Origin of the sequence: Aeromonas sp. 600948, from assembly GCF_049174875.1 — a bacterium.
Classification (GTDB): domain Bacteria; phylum Pseudomonadota; class Gammaproteobacteria; order Enterobacterales; family Aeromonadaceae; genus Aeromonas; species Aeromonas veronii_A.
This window is the reverse complement of the sequence record NZ_JAAKTY010000001.1, coordinates 269,175-286,595: the sequence shown is the minus strand read 5'-3', so window position 1 is coordinate 286,595 and position 17,421 is coordinate 269,175. Positions and strand designations below refer to the sequence as shown.

The 17,421-nt window shown below is 58.2% G+C and carries 14 protein-coding genes and 1 tRNA gene; 12 read left to right on the top strand and 3 right to left on the bottom strand.

The annotated features are described in order from the left end of the window. Positions 1–13: 13 nt before the first annotated feature. The 3 genes from G5182_RS01185 to G5182_RS01175 all read right to left on the bottom strand — a co-directional run bounded on the left by G5182_RS01185 (position 14) and on the right by G5182_RS01175 (position 3,299). Complete coding sequence (locus G5182_RS01185; protein ID WP_123174147.1) at positions 14–412, bottom strand: hypothetical protein; 399 nt, start codon at positions 410–412, stop codon at positions 14–16. Between the two features lie 96 nt (positions 413–508). Beyond that, positions 509–2,653 (bottom strand): formate dehydrogenase subunit alpha, encoded by a 2,145-nt coding sequence (gene fdhF / locus G5182_RS01180; protein ID WP_227340644.1) that lies wholly within the window; start codon positions 2,651–2,653, stop codon positions 509–511. Positions 2,654–2,699: 46 nt separating this feature from the next. Next, on the bottom strand, positions 2,700–3,299 hold the full coding sequence (locus tag G5182_RS01175) for a 4Fe-4S dicluster domain-containing protein (RefSeq protein WP_043850912.1): 600 nt from the start codon (positions 3,297–3,299) through the stop codon (positions 2,700–2,702). A gap of 710 nt (positions 3,300–4,009) precedes the next feature. Here G5182_RS01175 and G5182_RS01170 point away from each other — a divergent pair. From G5182_RS01170 to selA, 12 genes are all read left to right on the top strand, one after another. Then, a complete protein-coding gene (locus G5182_RS01170) occupies positions 4,010–4,723 on the top strand; it encodes a DUF2971 domain-containing protein (protein WP_162184372.1) in 714 nt (237 codons plus the stop codon). Between the two features lie 612 nt (positions 4,724–5,335). Then, entirely contained in the window at positions 5,336–7,204 is a 1,869-nt protein-coding gene (kup, locus tag G5182_RS01165; RefSeq protein WP_024944982.1) for a low affinity potassium transporter Kup, read from the top strand. 545 nt (positions 7,205–7,749) lie between these two features. Beyond that, positions 7,750–8,415: a 4Fe-4S dicluster domain-containing protein gene (locus tag G5182_RS01160; RefSeq protein ID WP_270905730.1), complete on the top strand. Its 666-nt coding sequence runs from the start codon at positions 7,750–7,752 to the stop codon at positions 8,413–8,415. After that, positions 8,415–10,298, top strand: a complete 1,884-nt coding sequence (hyfB, locus tag G5182_RS01155; protein ID WP_421254115.1) for a hydrogenase 4 subunit B — start codon at positions 8,415–8,417, stop codon at positions 10,296–10,298. Before G5182_RS01160 ends, hyfB begins: the two co-directional genes overlap by 1 nt. A 1-nt stretch (position 10,299) precedes the next feature. After that, positions 10,300–11,253 (top strand): respiratory chain complex I subunit 1 family protein, encoded by a 954-nt coding sequence (locus G5182_RS01150; RefSeq protein ID WP_069527319.1) that lies wholly within the window; start codon positions 10,300–10,302, stop codon positions 11,251–11,253. A gap of 79 nt (positions 11,254–11,332) precedes the next feature. Further along, positions 11,333–13,051 (top strand): NADH-quinone oxidoreductase subunit C, encoded by a 1,719-nt coding sequence (locus G5182_RS01145; RefSeq protein WP_421254114.1) that lies wholly within the window; start codon positions 11,333–11,335, stop codon positions 13,049–13,051. Positions 13,052–13,060: 9 nt separating this feature from the next. Then, the gene (locus tag G5182_RS01140) at positions 13,061–13,618 is read left to right on the top strand and encodes a formate hydrogenlyase complex iron-sulfur subunit (protein ID WP_257725418.1); all 558 of its coding nucleotides are present in this window, start codon (positions 13,061–13,063) and stop codon (positions 13,616–13,618) included. Next, positions 13,618–14,433: an NADH-quinone oxidoreductase subunit B family protein gene (locus G5182_RS01135; protein WP_005301886.1), complete on the top strand. Its 816-nt coding sequence runs from the start codon at positions 13,618–13,620 to the stop codon at positions 14,431–14,433. The genes G5182_RS01140 and G5182_RS01135 overlap by 1 nt, the downstream gene beginning before the upstream one ends. Further along, positions 14,426–14,839, top strand: a complete 414-nt coding sequence (locus G5182_RS01130; RefSeq protein WP_421254113.1) for a formate hydrogenlyase maturation HycH family protein — start codon at positions 14,426–14,428, stop codon at positions 14,837–14,839. Before G5182_RS01135 ends, G5182_RS01130 begins: the two co-directional genes overlap by 8 nt. Continuing rightward, positions 14,839–15,330, top strand: coding sequence for a hydrogenase maturation peptidase HycI (gene hycI, locus G5182_RS01125; RefSeq protein ID WP_421254112.1), 492 nt, complete (start codon positions 14,839–14,841; stop codon positions 15,328–15,330). The genes G5182_RS01130 and hycI overlap by 1 nt, the downstream gene beginning before the upstream one ends. Before the next feature lie 213 nt (positions 15,331–15,543). Further along, positions 15,544–15,635 (top strand) — tRNA-Sec (locus G5182_RS01120). A gap of 315 nt (positions 15,636–15,950) precedes the next feature. Next, positions 15,951–17,420 carry an L-seryl-tRNA(Sec) selenium transferase gene (gene selA, locus G5182_RS01115; protein WP_421254111.1) on the top strand — a complete coding sequence of 490 codons (1,470 nt, stop codon included), beginning with the start codon at positions 15,951–15,953 and terminating at the stop codon, positions 17,418–17,420. Position 17,421: the final 1 nt, after the last annotated feature.

The following is a 17,421-nucleotide window of genomic DNA, read 5'->3' as shown; positions in this document are numbered from 1 at the left end:
ATTTATCGGCAGTTTATGAGGTGATGATCCGGCTGTGGCAGCACTTCAGGCCACCGAAGATAAAGAGGGCCGACAAGCTCTGGAAGGCCATCAGCAGCCAGCTGGCGTTGTCGGCAAGCTCGGTGGTGACGCTCTGGTGAGTGAGGTAGATCAGCAGGGTGATCACCCCCAGCAGCAGGCCGTTGATCAAGGTGGTGGAGATAAACCCGATCAGCCAGGCACTGGAAATACTCAAGGCAGAAAATACGCTGCTCATGGCAAGGCGTGCCGCCATAAAACAGCCGAAAAAACCGAAGCCGAGCAGAAATATCATCTCGTCGCGCCAAATATAGCAACCTATTCCCAGCAATATCGCCGCCAGATAGGTGCCAATATAGAAAAGTCCGAATAAGCGACCAATTTCATGTTGCATCATTTACTCCCCTTTTTTTGGGTAATAAAAGGGTGCCCGACTCGATAAATCCGAGTCGGGTTCCCTTATTTGTGCAGAACCTCTTTTTTAGGGCGGTCAGCCCTTGGCTGCGCAGCGCAATTTCGCCTTGAGCGCGCTGTATTCAGTCTGGACGTACACTTCCGCCTCAGGCTGATTGTCGATGCGCTCGATCTTCACCGCGCAGTACTTGTACTCCGGCGTGTGGGAGACGGGATCGACGTGCTCGATGGTGAGCTCGTTGCAGGCCCCGATCCACCACTGGTAGGTCATGTAGACCACCCCGGCGTTGACCCGGTCGTTGTAGTTGGCGCGGGTGATCACCTTGCCACGGCGCGACGAGATCCAGACCAGCGCCTGATCCTTCACCCCGAGCTTTTTGGCATCGCTCGGGTGGATCTGCACATAGCCCGGCTCATCGGCCAGGGTCTGCAGCGCCGAGCAGTTGCCGGTCATGGAGCGGCAGGAGTAGTGACCCACCTCGCGCACGGTGGAGAGCACCAGCGGGTACTCGGCACAGGGCTGCTCCAGCGGCGGCCGCCACTCGGAGGCGATCAGCTGACCCTTGCCACTCGGGGTGGTGAACACGTTCCCCTCGAACAGGGTGCTGGTGCCCGGGTGATCCTCGGTCGGGCAAGGCCACTGCACACTCTTGAGATCGGCCATCTTGTCGTAGCTGACCCCGGCGTAGAGCGGGCAGAGCGCACGCATCTCGTCCCAGATCTCTTCGGTGTTGTGGTACTCCATGGGATACCCCATGGCGGTCGCCATCAACGAGAAGATGGCCCAGTCCGGTTTCACGTTTTCAGGGGGCGTCACCGCCTTGTAGAAGCGCTGGAAGCCGCGATCCGCCGAGCTGTAGACCCCTTCATGCTCGCCCCAGCTGGTGGCGGGCAGAATGACGTCGGCCATCTCGGCAGTCTGGGTCATGAAGATATCCTGCACGATCACCAGCTCCATCCCCGCCAGAGTGCGGCGGAACTGACCCAAGTCAGCTTCGGTCTGGGCCGGATCTTCACCGAAGATGTAGAAGGCCTTGCACTTGCCCTCCCCCACCTTGTGGCCAAGCTCCGTCAGGCGATAGCCGGGTTTCTGGGAGAGTGACGCCACGCCCCACGCCTTGGCGAACTTGGCGCTGATCTCGGGATCGGCCACCGACTGATAACCCGGGAACTGGTGCGGCAGCATCCCCATGTCACAGGTGCCCTGCACGTTGTTCTGACCGCGCACCGGCCCGCAACCGGTGCCACGGCGACCAAAGTTGCCGGTCAGAAGCGCCAGACCCGCCAGCCCCTTGACCACATCCACCGCCTGACCGTACTGGGTCACCCCCATGCCCCACAGGATCATGGACGCAGGCGACTCGGCATAGGTGCGAATGGCGGCGCGGATATCGGCAGCTTTGAGGCCAGTGATCCCCTCGACATATTCCGGGGTGTACTTGGCCACCGTCGCCTTGAAGGTCTCGAACCCTTCGGTGTAGTTGGCGACAAAGGCCTTGTTGTAGAGCCCTTCATTGATCAACACGTTGGCGAAGGCGTTAACCAGCGCCATGTTGGAACCGTTTTTGAGCGGCAGCCACTGATCGGCGATGCGGGCGGTCTCCACCATACGGGGATCACACACAATCACCTTGGCCCCGTTTGCCTTCGCCTTGAGGATATGGCGGGCGACGATGGGGTGAGAGTCAGCAGCGTTGTAACCAAACACCAGCAGGCACTTGGTCTCTTGAATTTCGGGAATGGCGTTGCTCATGGCGCCGTTGCCTACAGTTGTCTCCAGACCGGAGACTGAGGGTGCGTGTCACACCCTCGCGCAGTGGTCGACGTTATTCGTCCCAATCACCGCACGGGCAAATTTCTGCATCACATAGTTGGCTTCATTGCCCGGGCCACGGGCAGAGCCGGTAGTCATGATGGCGTCCGGGCCATATTTCGCCTTGATGGCAGAGAGACGGCTGCTGGCAAACTCGATCGCTTCATCCCAGGAGACAGCCTCGAACTTGCCACCGCGCTCGCGGCGGATCATCGGGCTCTTGAGACGGGGGGTCAGCAGGTTGGTGTCGTTCAAAAAATCCCAACCGTAATAACCCTTGAGGCAAAGCTGCCCCTCGTTGGTCCGGCCGTTGGCGCCTTCGGCCCCCACCACCTTGTCGTTTTCAACCAGCAGGTTGATTTTGCAACCGGTGCCGCAATAGGGGCACACGGTAATGACTTTTTTCATGACTCACACTCTTGTTTGTTAACGAAAAACGGCTCGGCAAGCCCGCTCACACCCGCGCCGGCATCGCCAGCAGTGCCTCGGCACTGGCCAGCTGTTTCTGCCGGTTCAGGTTTTCAAGATGCTCCGGCGTGACCAGCCGCAGCGCCTGGGTCGGACACACCTCGACACAGGCCGGGCCCGCCTCGCGGTGACGGCAGAGATCGCACTTGAGCGCCTGCGCCTTGGTCTGCGGACGCTTGAAGAGCGAATCGGCAGTCGGGGGCACCTCTTTGAGCACCACCGCCATGGCGCCGTAAGGACAGGCCACCACGCAGGACTTGCAGCCGATGCAGCGCTCCTGCAACACCTTGACGCAACCATCCTCGCTGACGATGGCATTGTTTGGGCAGGCCATGGCGCACGGCTTGTCTTCACACTGGCGGCAGAGCACCGGCGTGGTCACCTTGCTGCCCACGATCACCTTCAGGCGCGGCTGAAAGTAACTGTCCTTGGAGACCAGATGTCCATCCTCGATGGCAAGATGCAGGCCGCCCTCCCGCTCAAGGGTCCCGCTGCAAGACCCTGACTGGTGTGAAACGGCGCAGGCCACCTCACAGGTACGACACCCAATACAGAGACTGGGATCTGCAATCACGAAGCTGTTCATAGAGAGGGATCCTAAATGGTTCGTTACACCGGGCCGCCCGCCGACAGGCAAAGAGGCGGCCAGCCCCCCACAAAGCATTTATCAGACCAAAACGGGCCAAGGGTGCGATAAAAAATCACAAGCAACTGAAAATAAAGGAGTAATCAGAAAGGAACACGTGCGACTTGCCGCCCCTGACGAGGGTGACGACGGGCTGGGAAGTGTGATCGACACGACAAAAGTGACGAACTCGACACTAACAACCTCCTTACCTTTGAGGTCAAACTTTCGACAATAAATGAATAATTAATTGATCTTCGACAGATTTTTCACCGATTGTCCTTTTTGCTCCCTATCCGATTGGATAGCATGCAGCTGACAATGCGTATTTCCATTTAGATAAACAATGCGACACTGCAGATAAAATTTTCAGACTGGGTACTGGAACATAGATGGACTAACTATATTGTCACCAATAACGTATTACTTTTAATTACATCAACCTTTTATAATTCATGGAAAATAAGAATATGATATATAAATATTATTCCTTTTTACCCAATGACTACCTTCTTTATCCAACATTGAAGTTGGCGATTCCATCCAAGTTGAATGATCCATTCGAAAGCATCGTACCTTATAAAGTAAGAATAAAACATATTAATGACATGCTTATAAAACACGATATATCAGACCAGATTCGCATCGACTACATAAGGTTAATGAACTCCATGTTAATTAGTGGCTTATCATCTACCGGTATAATATCTATGACTGAAAATCCCAAAAACATGCTTATGTGGTCACATTATGCAAATAGCCACAAGGGTTTAGTTATAGGGTACAGAAAAGATGTTTTATCACACTTGACCAATCCATATGGAATTGATGCCTGTTTTCACAATACGCCACAAAAAGTTATTTACAATCATAAAAAATTTGATCGTACACCAAATAAAAATAGAGCAGAGATTTCTAGAAACGATATTATCAAATACCTTCTCACTACAAAAAGTCATCACTGGCGATATGAAAAGGAGCGTAGATTTATCATACCACTTGGCTGTGCCAACTATGTTAAATCAATACAAGAACTAAATGCCGATCAAATATCATCTTTTGAGCAGTTATGGGGCTTGGAATATATTGAAAATAAGCAATGGTTTGAAACAAAGCACATTGATTCAAAAAAAGACGACTCTTACCGAGGTACCTTTACTATTAATGAAGAGGCCGAACTATTTTTACTTAATAAAAAATTCGATGCTTTCTTAAAAATAAATTCAAAATCCATATGCTCGATATATTACGGAGTTAATTTTGAAGAAAGCAAAAGAAATGAGATAACAAAGATAATAAAAGAAAACCAACACCTGTCCCATATAAATTCATATCAGTGCAGTATCAATCAGGATAGGTTAGCTCTTAATACAGAAGCATTGTAAATGCAGTAAAGATAACTTATTTTTGTTTGGAATTGATTATATATGGAAGTTTAGCTTAGAAGGATAAATTAACCACATCACCATTCATTTATTGGTGCAATAAGCGCAGCGCATTGCACCTCTTGCTTCTTTCAATATTTGGTGCAATTCACTTCGTTTATTGCACCCTACATTTTCCTCCTCCAAATAAAGACTCCATTGCTACCCAACCCCCTCCCCTTTGCCATCCTGCCAGCAATTAATTAGTCACTATTTTATCGTCTGTTTTTCACTCAATCCGGTAAAAAATAGTGGCCAAACCACTTCCTCAGATAAAACAAACGGTTGCCCGCAGAGCGGGTGAATATTTCAATCAACGGCCAATTAATAACCTTACTCAAAAGGACGTTTTGATTATTTATACCTGAGCATGAACCCGCAGAGTGTGTGTCATTATAAGCTTAACGACAGATGAACAGACTGTGTCCCATGAAACGCATCTTTATATCCGATTAGCTCCCTTCCCATCGCAATCCTTTGATTTCCCCCCGATGTTGTATCCACACATACCTGATGTGTTCGGGGCGATCTGCTGTGGCAAACGTGTAAACATCAAACTGACAAGATGAACTCATGAACTGTGATAAACAACAAGCCATGTCCGGCGTCATGCTGGCGGCGATTGGCGTAGTCTATGGCGATATCGGCACCAGCCCGCTCTATACCTTGCGCGAGTGCCTGTCAGGTCAATTCGGGTTCGGCGTCGAGCCGGCCTCCATTCTCGGCTTTCTCTCGCTGATCTTCTGGCTGCTGATCCTGGTTGTGTCGGTCAAGTACCTCTCCTTTGTGATGCGGGCCGACAACGCCGGCGAGGGGGGCATTCTCACCCTGATGTCGCTGGCGACCCGCAACGCTTCCACCCGCTGGACGCCGCTGCTGATCATCCTCGGCCTGATTGGTGGCAGCTTCTTCTATGGCGAGGTGGTGATCACCCCGGCGATGTCGGTGATGTCGGCCATCGAGGGTCTGAGCATTCTCACCCCCGCCCTCGACCCCTATATCGTCACCCTCTCGGTGCTGGTGCTGACCCTGCTGTTTGCCATCCAGAAACATGGCACCGCCATGGTGGGCAAGCTGTTTGCCCCCATCATGCTGATCTGGTTTATGACGCTGGCGGTGCTGGGGCTGCGCGGCATCATCCACAACCCCGAGGTGCTGGGTGCGCTTAACCCCATCTGGGCGGTGCGCTTCTTTATCCAGTACCAGACCACCTCCTTCTTTGCCCTCGGCGCCGTGGTGCTGGCGATCACAGGGGTGGAGGCGCTCTACGCGGATATGGGCCACTTTGGCAAAAATCCAATTCGCCTCGCCTGGTTTATCGTGGTGCTGCCCTCCCTGGTGCTCAACTACTTCGGTCAGGGGGCGCTGCTGCTGAGCAACCCCGCAGCCATTGCCAACCCCTTCTTCCTGCTCGCACCGAAATGGGCGCTGGTGCCGCTGCTGCTGCTGGCAACCATGGCGACGGTGATCGCCTCGCAGGCGGTGATCTCCGGGGTCTTTTCGCTGACCCGGCAGGCGGTACGCCTCGGTTATCTCTCCCCCATTCGCATCGTTCACACCTCCGAGCAGGAGTCCGGCCAGATCTATATTCCGGTCATCAACTGGATGCTCTATATCTCGGTGGTGATCGTCATCATGAGCTTCGAGCACTCCAGCAATCTGGCGGCGGCCTACGGCATTGCGGTGACCGGCACCATGGTGCTCACCTCCATCCTCTCCTGCTCGGTGGCCAAGAACAGCTGGCACTGGAACAAGTATCTGGTGGCTATCCTGTTTGCCGCGCTGCTCTGTATCGACGTGCCGCTGTTTGCCGCCAACCTCGCCAAGATCTTCTCCGGCGGCTGGCTGCCACTCACTCTGGGCGCGGTGATGTTCACCGTGATGACCAGCTGGAAGAGCGAGCGTTTCCAGCTTATTCGCCGCCTGAACGAGCACGGCAACTCCCTTGAGCCGATGATCGCCTCGCTGGAAAAATCCCCGCCAACCCGGGTGGCCGGTACTGCTGTCTATATGTCGCGGGTGGTCAATGTGATCCCCCATGCGCTGCTGCACAACCTCAAGCACAACAAGGTGCTGCACGAGCGGATCATCCTGCTCACCCTGCGGGTGGAGGATGTGCCCTACGTCCACAATGTGCGCCGTGTCTGCATCGAGCAGCTCTCCCCCACCTTCTGGCGGGTGGTGGCAAGCTACGGCTGGCGCGAGACCCCGAACGTGGAGGAGATCTTCCACCGCTGCAACGCCGAGGGGCTGAGCTGCCGGATGATGGAGACCTCGTTCTTTATGGCGCACGAGTCGCTCATCATGAAAGACCGCCCCTGGTATCTCTATCTGCGCGGCAAGCTCTTTATGCTGCTGCAACGCAACGCCCTGCGCGCCCCGGATCAGTTCGAGATCCCGCCCAACCGGGTTATCGAGCTGGGCTCGCAGGTGGATATCTGATGGCGGGTTGATGGCCTCTTGATGGCATAGAAAACCTCAGCAAATAGAGAGGGAGGCATTGGCCTCCCTCTGTTGTTTCCGTTAACCCAGTTACCGGCCCCCTCATCCCCAACCCTTCTCCCGCGAGGGGAGAAGGGGGCAAACCACATCGCCCCCCACAGACATCCCACCGTAGGGTGCAACAAGCGCAGCGCCGTGCACCGCGAACATATGGCTGACCTCCCCCCTCATCCCCGGCCCTTCTCCCGCAAGGGGAGAAGGGAGCAAACCACGGCGACCATATGTTGCCAACGGTACAATTCACTGCGTTCATTGCACCCTACCCATGCTGCGTTTTCCAAGGTGACGAACCCTCTTGGCGGCTTCGTCACAAGTGACGAACGTCACAGTTCGACAGCCACATCAGCGCATTCACTCAACTACGCGAAGATTTTTATTTATTTAAAAACAGCCACTTAAAACCAATTTCGCGGCACAAACCAATCTGGCCCGTATCTTGCCAACCTGCCCCTACTTTCTCCGTTCGCGACACGACAAGGTAGGCTATGAACCGCTTCGTTATCGCTGACCCCAAGCTTTGTATCGGCTGTGGCACCTGTATGGCGGCCTGCAGCGAGGTACACAAGGCGCAAGGTTTGCAGCAAGCCCCCCGTTTAACCGTTATGCGACACGAGCAGGCGACCATGCCGGTTCAGTGCCGTCACTGTGACGATGCCCCCTGCATCAAGGTGTGCCCGGTCGAGGCCATTCGCCAGACCGGCGATTGCGTGCAACTCAACGAGTCGCTCTGCATCGGCTGCAATCTCTGCGCCGTGGCCTGTCCCTTTGGCGCCATCCAGAGCGGCGGCAGCCGTCCGGTGGCCATGGCCACCAGTTACGACACCTATATCCCCTGCTCTATCCGCTCCAGCAACCCTTCCACCTCTGCCGGTCTGCGTTGCTTTGGCGAGGATCTGCTGAGCTGGGAACCGGGGGTGCGCAGCATCGCGGTCAAGTGTGACCTGTGCGAGTTTCGCGCCGAAGGCCCCGCCTGTGTCGGAGCCTGCCCCTCCCAGGCGCTGAAGCTGGTCAATGACGGCGACACCGAACGCGCCGCCCGTATCCGTCGCCAGCAAGCAGCCGACACCAACCCGCAAGGGGCCTCTGCCTTCTCGGCGCCCGCCACGGCGCTCCCTGCATCCGATTTATCCACCACAGAGGGAGTTCGCTGATGTTGTCCCCCCTTGTAATGGCCACGCTCCTGCTCTTTTTGCTGGGCGCTGCCGCCGGTTTGCTCCTGCAAAAGCTGCCCGCACTGGCCAACCGCCTCAATAGCGGCTTTGCCCTGCTGGGCTCGCTCGCGGGTCTGGTCGCCGCCATCCAGATCTTTGCCAAAGGCGCGCCCGTCGACGGCCAGCTCTGGCTGCTGGGCTCGGTGCACCTCGACATGCTGGCCGCGCTGATGCTGCTGGTGATTAGCACCGTCGGCGTCGCCGTTGCCCTCTACTCCTTTGCCTATATCCGCGAATATCAGGGCAAGGGGGATGTGGCCATCGGCGCGCTGATGAACCTCTTCCTCTTTGCCATGGTGGGCATGGTGCTGGCCGACAATGCGCTCGGTTTCTTGCTCTGCTACGAGCTGGTGACCCTCACCACCTACTGGCTGGTCAAGACCAACCCCGAGGCCGCCAAACAGAGCCGTCTCTATCTGGTGATGAACCATATCGGCATGGCACTGGTGCTGATCGCCTTCTGGCTGCTCTGCCGCGAAAGCGGCTCGCTGGAGTTCGCTGCGCTACGCGAGCACCATCTGGCGGGCGCCCTGGCCTCTCTGGTGTTCCTGCTCAGCTTCTGCGGCTTTGGCCTGCGCGCCGGTTTCGTGCCGCTGCACGGCTGGCTGCCGGTGGCCGAGCCCGTTGCGCCCTCCCATATCTCGGCGCTGATGTCTGGCGTGATGGTGAAGCTGGGTCTCTTTGGCATCTTGCGGGTCAGTATCGATTTTCTCGGCGCCAGCCAGCTCTGGTGGGGCTATGTGGTGCTGATCTTTGGTGCCTGCTCGGCAGTGCTCGGGGTGCTGTTTGCGCTGGCCGAGCACGATCTCAAGCGGCTGCTCGCCTACCACACGGTGGAGAACATCGGCATCATCCTGATGGGGATGGGCATCGGCATGATCGGCATCGCCAACCAGCAACCGGCACTGGTGGTGCTGGGGCTGCTCGGCGCCCTCTATCACCTGCTCAACCACGCCATCTTCAAGAGCCTGCTCTTTATGGGCACCGGCTCTGTGATGTTCCGCCTGCACACCCGTGACATGGACAAGATGGGGGGGCTGGCCAAACTGATGCCGTGGACCGCGCTGGCGTTCCTCATCGGTGCCATGGCCATTTCGGCGCTGCCGCCGCTCAACGGCTTTGTCAGCGAGTGGTTTATCTATCAATCCCTGCTCTCCATGACCAAACTCGGCACCTCTGTCGTCGCGCCGCTCGCGGTAGTGATGCTGGCGGTAACAGGCGCCATGGCGGTGATGTGTTTCGTCAAGGTGTACGGCATCTGCTTCTGCGGCGCACCGCGCAGCGAACATGCGAGCCATGCCCGTGAAGTGCCGGGCGCCATGGTGGCAGGCACCCTGCTGCTGGCCGCCGTCTGTCTGGTGCTGGGTCTGGGCGCCCCCTGGATTGCCCCCCATATCGCCAGCTATGGCCAAGCCTTGGTAAGCGGCCAAATGAACGTGGCCACTGGAGCGACCCTGCTGCCACTCGACAGCTCACAAGCGATCCTCTCCCCGCCCGTTATCGCCATCACCTTGCTGGGGCTGTTCCTCATTCCGCTGCTGGTACTGGCCATCTTCAAGGGGCCCAAGCTGGGTCGTCGTCACGCTGGTACGCCGTGGGCCTGTGGTTACGCCTATGAGGAGCGCATGAGCCTCACCTCGGGCGGTGTCACCCACACCTTGCGCCAACTCTGCGCGCCGCTCTATCGCAAACAGCCGCAGCTCGATCTGGCCAGCGCCCTGCACGGGGTGAGCGATACCAACGGCAACACCGGCTGGCCGCTGCTCTCTTTAATAAATGGCCTTGTGCTGGCGCTCTTTATCCTGATGGCTGTAGGAGTCTGATATGCCTGTTCTTGAAATGCCGAGCTGGGGCATGGTTGCCCTCGCCCTGACCCAGGCCATCGCCATGCTGGCGCTGGCGCCGCTCGCCACCGGTTTCAACCGGGTGCTGCGGGCCAAGATGCACTCCCGTCAGGGGCCGGGCCTGCTGCAGGATTACCGGGATATCGCCAAGCTCCTGCGCCGTCAGGAGGTAACTCCTGAGCCTGCCGGCATCATCTTCAACCTGATGCCTGCGCTGCTCATCGCCGCCCTCTTGCTGGTAGGGATGGCGCTGCCAACCCTGACTCACGAGTCCCCCTTCCCCATCGCCGGGGATCTCATCACCGACATCTATCTGTTCGCCATCTTCCGCTTCTTCTTTTCGCTGGCGGGGCTCGACAGCGGCAGCATGTTTGCAGGGATCGGTGCCCGCCGCGAACTGACCCTCGGCATTCTGGTGGAGCCCATTCTGGTGCTCGCCTGCTTCATCATGGCGATGATGGTGGGCAGCTCGGATCTGGGCAATATCAGCAACTATGTGGCGACCCAGCCACTGGCCGCCCCCATCGCCACCCTGCTGGCCGGCGCCGCCTGCGCCTTCGCGGTGTTTGTCGAGATGGGCAAGCTGCCCTTTGACTGCGCCGAAGCCGAGCAGGAGCTGCAGGAGGGACCGCTCACCGAGTACTCCGGTGCGGGTCTTGCCCTGCTCAAGCTCTCCATCGGCCTCAAGCAACTGGTGGTGGTGCAGCTCTTTCTGGTCATTTTCCTGCCCTTCGGCAAGGCGGCCAACTGGAGTCTGCCTGCGCTCATCGGCGCGGCGCTGATCCTCGCCTGCAAGCTGCTGGTGGCCTTTTTGCTGGCCGGCATCATCGAAAACGCCATGGCCCGTACCCAGTTCGTGCGCACCCACAAGCTCACCCGCTACGGGTTGGGGCTGGCCCTGCTGGCGCTGCTCGCCTATCTGGTCGGGATCTGAATCATGCCCGCCAGCACGCAATTTTTTCCGATTTCATCATTTTCGAATGCTCATTCCCGAACATTAAAGTGAGAACTGCATGACCATCGCCATTTCGGATCGCATCGGCTGCGACTATATCCAGCAAGTGCGAGCCCAACTGCCCCACGCCATCGTCGACGAGGAGTGGCAAACCGCCGATCAGGCCACCATCACCGTCAAGCCCACCAGTCTGGTCGAGACCGCCAGCCTGATCTTCCACCAGCTGGGGGGCTGGCTTCCGCTCTCCTTTGCCAATGACGAGCGCAGCCTCAACGGCCACTTCGCCGTCTACCACGTCTTCTCCATGGAGGGCGACACCAAGTGCTGGATCACCGTCAAGGTGCTGGTGGATGCCGATACCCAGGAGTACCCCTCCATCACCCCGACCATTCCGGCGGCGGTGTGGGGCGAGCGGGAGATCCGCGACATGTACGGCCTGCGCGCCATCGGTCTGCCAGACGAACGTCGTCTGGTGCTGCCTGACGACTGGCCGGAGGACATCCATCCCCTGCGCAAGGACGCCATGGATTATCGCCAGCGCCCGATGCCCACCACCGACACCGAGACCTACCCCTTCGTCAACGAATTGGGCAGTGATGCCAACCGCATCGTGCCGGTCGGCCCGCTGCACATCACCTCGGATGAACCGGGTCACTTTCGTCTGTTCGTCGATGGGGAAGACATCATCGATGCCGACTACCGCCTCTTCTATGTCCATCGCGGCATGGAGAAGCTGGCGGAAACCCGCATGGGCTACAACGAAGTGGCCTTCCTGACCGACCGGGTCTGCGGCATCTGCGGCTTTACCCATAGCGTCGCCTACACCACCTCGGTGGAGAACGCCATGGGTATTCCGGTGCCGGAGCGGGCCAAGATGATCCGCACCGTACTGCTGGAGGTGGAGCGCCTGCACAGCCATATTCTCAACATCGGCCTGTCGAGCCACTTCACCGGTTTCGACACCGGCTTTATGCAGTTCTTCCGGGTGCGGGAAAAATCCATGACCCTGGCCGAGCTGCTGACCGGTGCCCGCAAGACCTATGGCCTCAACCTGATTGGCGGGGTGCGCCGCGACATCTTCAAGGAAGATCGCATCAAGGGTGCCCAGCTGGTACGAGAGCTCCGTGATGAGCTCAAACCCCTGGTGGCCATGCTGCTGGATACCGCCAACATCTCCTCCCGCCTCATCGGTATCGGCAAGCTCGACCCGCAAATTGCCCGTGATTTCAGCTGCGTCGGCCCCATGGTGCGGGCGAGCGGCTTCAAGCGCGATGTGCGTCGGGTCCACGACTTTGCCGGCTACCGCGAGCTGCCGATGGAGATCCAGACCAAGGCGGGTTGCGATGTGCAATCCCGGGTGCTGGTGCGTATCCACGAGCTCTACGACTCCCTCGACATGATCGAGTTTGGTCTTGAGCACCTGCCGGAAGGGCCACTGCTCACCGAAGGCTTCACCTACCAGCCGGGCAAGTTTGCGCTGGGCTTTACCGAGGCGCCCCGCGGCGAGAACGTCCACTGGAGCATGACCGGGGACAACCAGAAGCTGTTCCGCTGGCGCTGCCGCGCCGCCACCTACGCCAACTGGCCTGCTCTGCGCTACATGTTGCGCGGCAATACCGTGGCGGATGCACCGCTCATCATCGGCAGTCTGGATCCCTGCTACTCCTGTACCGACCGGGTCACTCTGGTCGACCCCAAGAAGGGCAAATCCACCGTGGTCTCCTACAAGGAGATCGAGCGCTACGGCATCGATCGCAAACACTCTCCGCTGAAATAAGGGGTCATCATGATCAAGCTGTTCAAGACCATCCTCAAGGCTGGCACCCCGACCGCCAAGTACCCCTTCGCCCCTTACGAGGTGAACCGGGATTTTCGCGGCAAACCCAAATATCAGGCGGATCAGTGCATCGCCTGCGCCGCCTGCACCAAGGCCTGCCCGGCCAATGCGCTGGTGATGGAAGTGGACATGGAGACCGGCGAACGGCGCTGGGAGATCTCCATGGCGCGCTGCATCTTCTGCGGCCGCTGCGAGGAGGTCTGCCCGACCCGCGCCATCGCCCTCTCCCCCGAGTTCGAACTGGCGGTAACCAGCAAGGCGGATCTCTATGAGGAGGCCCGCTTCGCGCTGGCCCGCTGCACCCTGTGCGGCACCTACTTTGCCCCGAGCAAGCTGGTGGCACTGGTGGAGGACACCCTCAAGCAGGCGGGCACACCACTCGCGACCCCGGAGCGGCTGCACCACTGCCCCGACTGCAAACGAAAACAGAGCATGCTGAGCCAGCCTGACTCGGCCCTGATCACACCGATAGCCACACCGATGGCCGCACAAAAGGAGTGGATGTGATGAGCAAGATCAAAGGCATAGAACCGGTTGTCGGCCATGCCCATACCCGCGCCGTGCCGCTGGCACAGGATCCCGAGATCACCAAACTCAAGAAGACCCTGCTCAAGGACATTCGCCGCTCGGCCTATGTCTACCGGGTCGATTGCGGCGGCTGCAACGCCTGCGAAATAGAGATCTTCGCCACCATCACCCCGCTGTTCGATGCCGAGCGTTTCGGCATCAAGGTGGTCGCCTCCCCCCGCCACGCCGACATCCTGCTCTTTACCGGCGCGGTGACCCGGGCGATGCGGGTACCGGCCCTGCGCGCCTACGAGGCGGCGCCCGATCCCAAGATCTGCATCGCCTACGGCGCCTGCGGCTGTGACGGCGGCATCTTCCACGACCTCTACTGCGTCTGGGGCGGCACCGACAAGATCGTGCCGGTGGATGTCTATATCCCCGGCTGCCCTCCGACACCGGCGGCTACCATCTACGGCTTTGCGGTGGCGCTCGGTCTGCTTGAGCAGAAACTCAAAGCCACCAGCCACGAGGTGCAACCGGGTGAGCGGGTCGAGCTGCGCCACACCGGCATCCCCAATGAAATCCGGGTGATGATCGAACGCGAGGCGCGCCGCATGGCCGGTTATCGGCAGGGGCGGATCATTGCCGACGAGTTTATGGCCCTGCTCGAAGGGGCGACCCAGCAGGATGTGGATCTGCGTATCCAGAGCTACCTCGATCAACACGACGATCCCCGCCTGGCGGAGATCGTCAACAACCTCGCAAACGCCTGCCTCAACCGGGCGGCCGGCAAGGGAGAGGCGGTGCATGGCTGACGAGGTTTTCTTCTATCGCCTCTCGCGCAAGTTCGTCGACGAGCAGTTCGACATCCCCGAGGAAGCCAAAGAGGTGATGTACTACAGCCTCGCCATCGGCCATCACCTTGGCATCGTCGATTGCCTGCGAGCAGACCTGGTCTGCTCGCTGATCGGTTATCGCGACTGGGTAGCCAAGCTGCCAGAGGGAAGTGAAGCGCGCCGCAAGATGGAGGGATTTCTCACATTTGGCGAGATCACCATCTATCGCGAGCACTGCCATATGCTGGCCTGCGCCTTCGACCGACTGCGCAAAGCCGACAATCTGCTCGATGAGCAGGAGCTGGGCTGGACCAACACCTTTATGGATCAGCTCACCGCCCTCTTTAACGACCCCCATATGTACCTGATGGTAAGGAGCCGCTGATGGGCTGCAATCTCGTGTTGACCGTGGGCAATGCCATGATGGGGGACGACGGTGCCGGCCCCTATCTTGCCGACAAACTGCAGGCCGTCCCCCTGCCCGGCTGGATCCATATCGACGGCGGCATCGCGCCGGAAAATGTGGTCTACAAGGTGCGGGAGCTGCAACCTGAGCGGGTGGTGCTGGTGGATGCCGCCGAGATCGGCGAGAAGGCGGGAACCCTGCAGGTGATCCCCCCCGAGACCATCGCCGAGATGTTTATCTTCTCGACCCACAATATGCCGCTTAACTTCCTGATCGACGAGCTCAAGACCTTTGTCCCCGAGGTGATCTTTGTCGGGGTACAACCGGCCATCGTGGCGTTCTCCTTCCCGATGACCGAGATGGTGAGCGAGGCGATGGATTATCTTTATCAGCATCTTGATGCAGCCAGGGATACCGGTCTGTTAATAGATAAACTGGATCAGTGGAATATTGCCAACGCCAAGCAGTGATTATTTATCGAGTTGTTAACGACCGTTATTGACCGACGGTTACGGCAATGTGATCAAGGCCCGATGTTAAATTAAAAACATCGGGCTAATTGTGCTGAACTTGATATAAAACAAGGTTCTTTGATTTTTTCAAAAAATCGCTAACTCTCGCTTTTTTATGACAAAAAAAGCGTTGCCAGTCACAGAAATTTGCCACAAAATGGCGACCGTTACGGAAGTTGATGGGGTCTGGTGGCCTCCTCGGTCTTCAAAACCGATGTGAGCCGAGAAGGCTTTGGCAGGTTCGATTCCTGCCTCTTCCGCCAAATTCATCTATTGAACAAATACTCTCTCGCTGAATTTGTCGGCCTGGATGTTATTTCCATTGTTTGTTCAATATGTTTGAAGTAATACCTTAAAAAAGGTGCTTGCCGCTTGCCAATATAATCCGAACTCAGGTTATCTCGCTGGCCAAAAATTAATTTATCAACATCGATGCAGCATTAATTTATACCCGCATCATTGATGCATCCAGTTTGCAGTCATCCGCAAATCGCCAGTAGTGCCATAACCCGTCAGCTCGGCCTCTCTATCGGCAAACCGGTGCGCATCCCGAACCCACGCACTGCACTGGTAATCCCATGCCGAACTCGTCTCACGCGCCAGCCATCCCCCATCGCCAGCCCGCATCAGGTACGGCTGCCGACGATTCACAGCCAGATTCTCAGCAACAGCCCGGCCAGCAACCAACGCGCCGTTTGCCGCAAGTGGAACAGCTGCTGCAGCAACCCTTTCTCGCTAGGTTTATCGATGAACTGAGCCGCCCGCTGGTGACTCAGGCGGTGCGCGACACCCTGAGCGAGCTGCGCCAGAGCGAAGATTTTCGCCAGCACGGCGTCGCCCCCGAGCAGATCGAGGCGCTGATTGCCAAACGCTGCCAACAGCAGTTGCGCCAGCGTCAAACCCGGGTGATCAACGCCACCGGCACCCTGGTGCATACCAATTTGGGGCGTTCGCCGTTAAGTGCCGATCTGTGGGACGAGGTGCGTGACCTCAACACCAGCTACAACAATCTGGAGCTGGATCTCGCCACCGGCAAGCGCGGCGGGCGCAAGGGGCTGATCGCCCCCCTGCTCCGTTGCCTCACCCAGGCCGAGGATTCGCTGGTGGTCAACAACAACGCCGCTTCGCTCTTTTTGCTGCTGCAGGAAGTGGCCAAGGGGCGCGAGGTGATCGTCTCCCGCGGTGAACAGATCCAGATTGGTGGCGGCTTTCGCATCCCCGATATTCTGGCCCTCTCTGGCGCCAAACTGGTGGAGGTGGGCACTACCAATATCACTACCGCCAAAGATTACCTAGATGCCATCACCGATCAGACTGCGCTGGTGCTGATGGTGCACAGATCCAATTTCGCCATTCGCGGCTTTACCGAATCCCCCGATATCGGCGAGGTGGCCCGCGCCCTGCCCGAGCAGGTGGTGCTAGCGGTGGATCAGGGCTCTGGCTTGACCAGCGAAGAGTTTGCGCCGGATGAAACCTCGGTGCGCCAGTACATCAAGGCGGGGGCGGATCTGGTCTGCTACTCCGGCGACAAGCTCTTGGGTGGCCCGCAAGCGGGCATCATCAGTGGCCGCAGCGATCTTATCAAGCGGCTGGAAAAACACCCTATGATGCGCACCTTCCGCCCGAGCCGCATCATCTACTCCCTGCTCGAACGCCTGCTCATCCACAAGCTCAACAAATCCCACATCGGTGAGGGTATTGCCCAGCGCACCCTGAGCAACCCGGCCGCCATGCAGGCGAGAGCCTCCCAGCTGATGGAAGCCCTGCCCGGCTGTTTTGTGCCGGTCCCCGCCCAGCTGGTGGTGGGCGGTGGCACCTTGCCGGACGAGTTCTATCCGGCCCCTGCGCTGGAGTGCACCGACCCGCGCCCGGCCCAGCAGCTGCTCGATGATTTGCGCGAACTGCCGGTGCCGGTCATCGCCACCGTGCGCCAGCAGAAGGTGCTGCTCAATATGGCCACCCTGCTGCCGACCGAGATGGAACTGCTGATCGCCCAACTCAAGGAATTGCTGCTGCCCACTCCGATCACTGCGACCGAGGAGCCCTGAT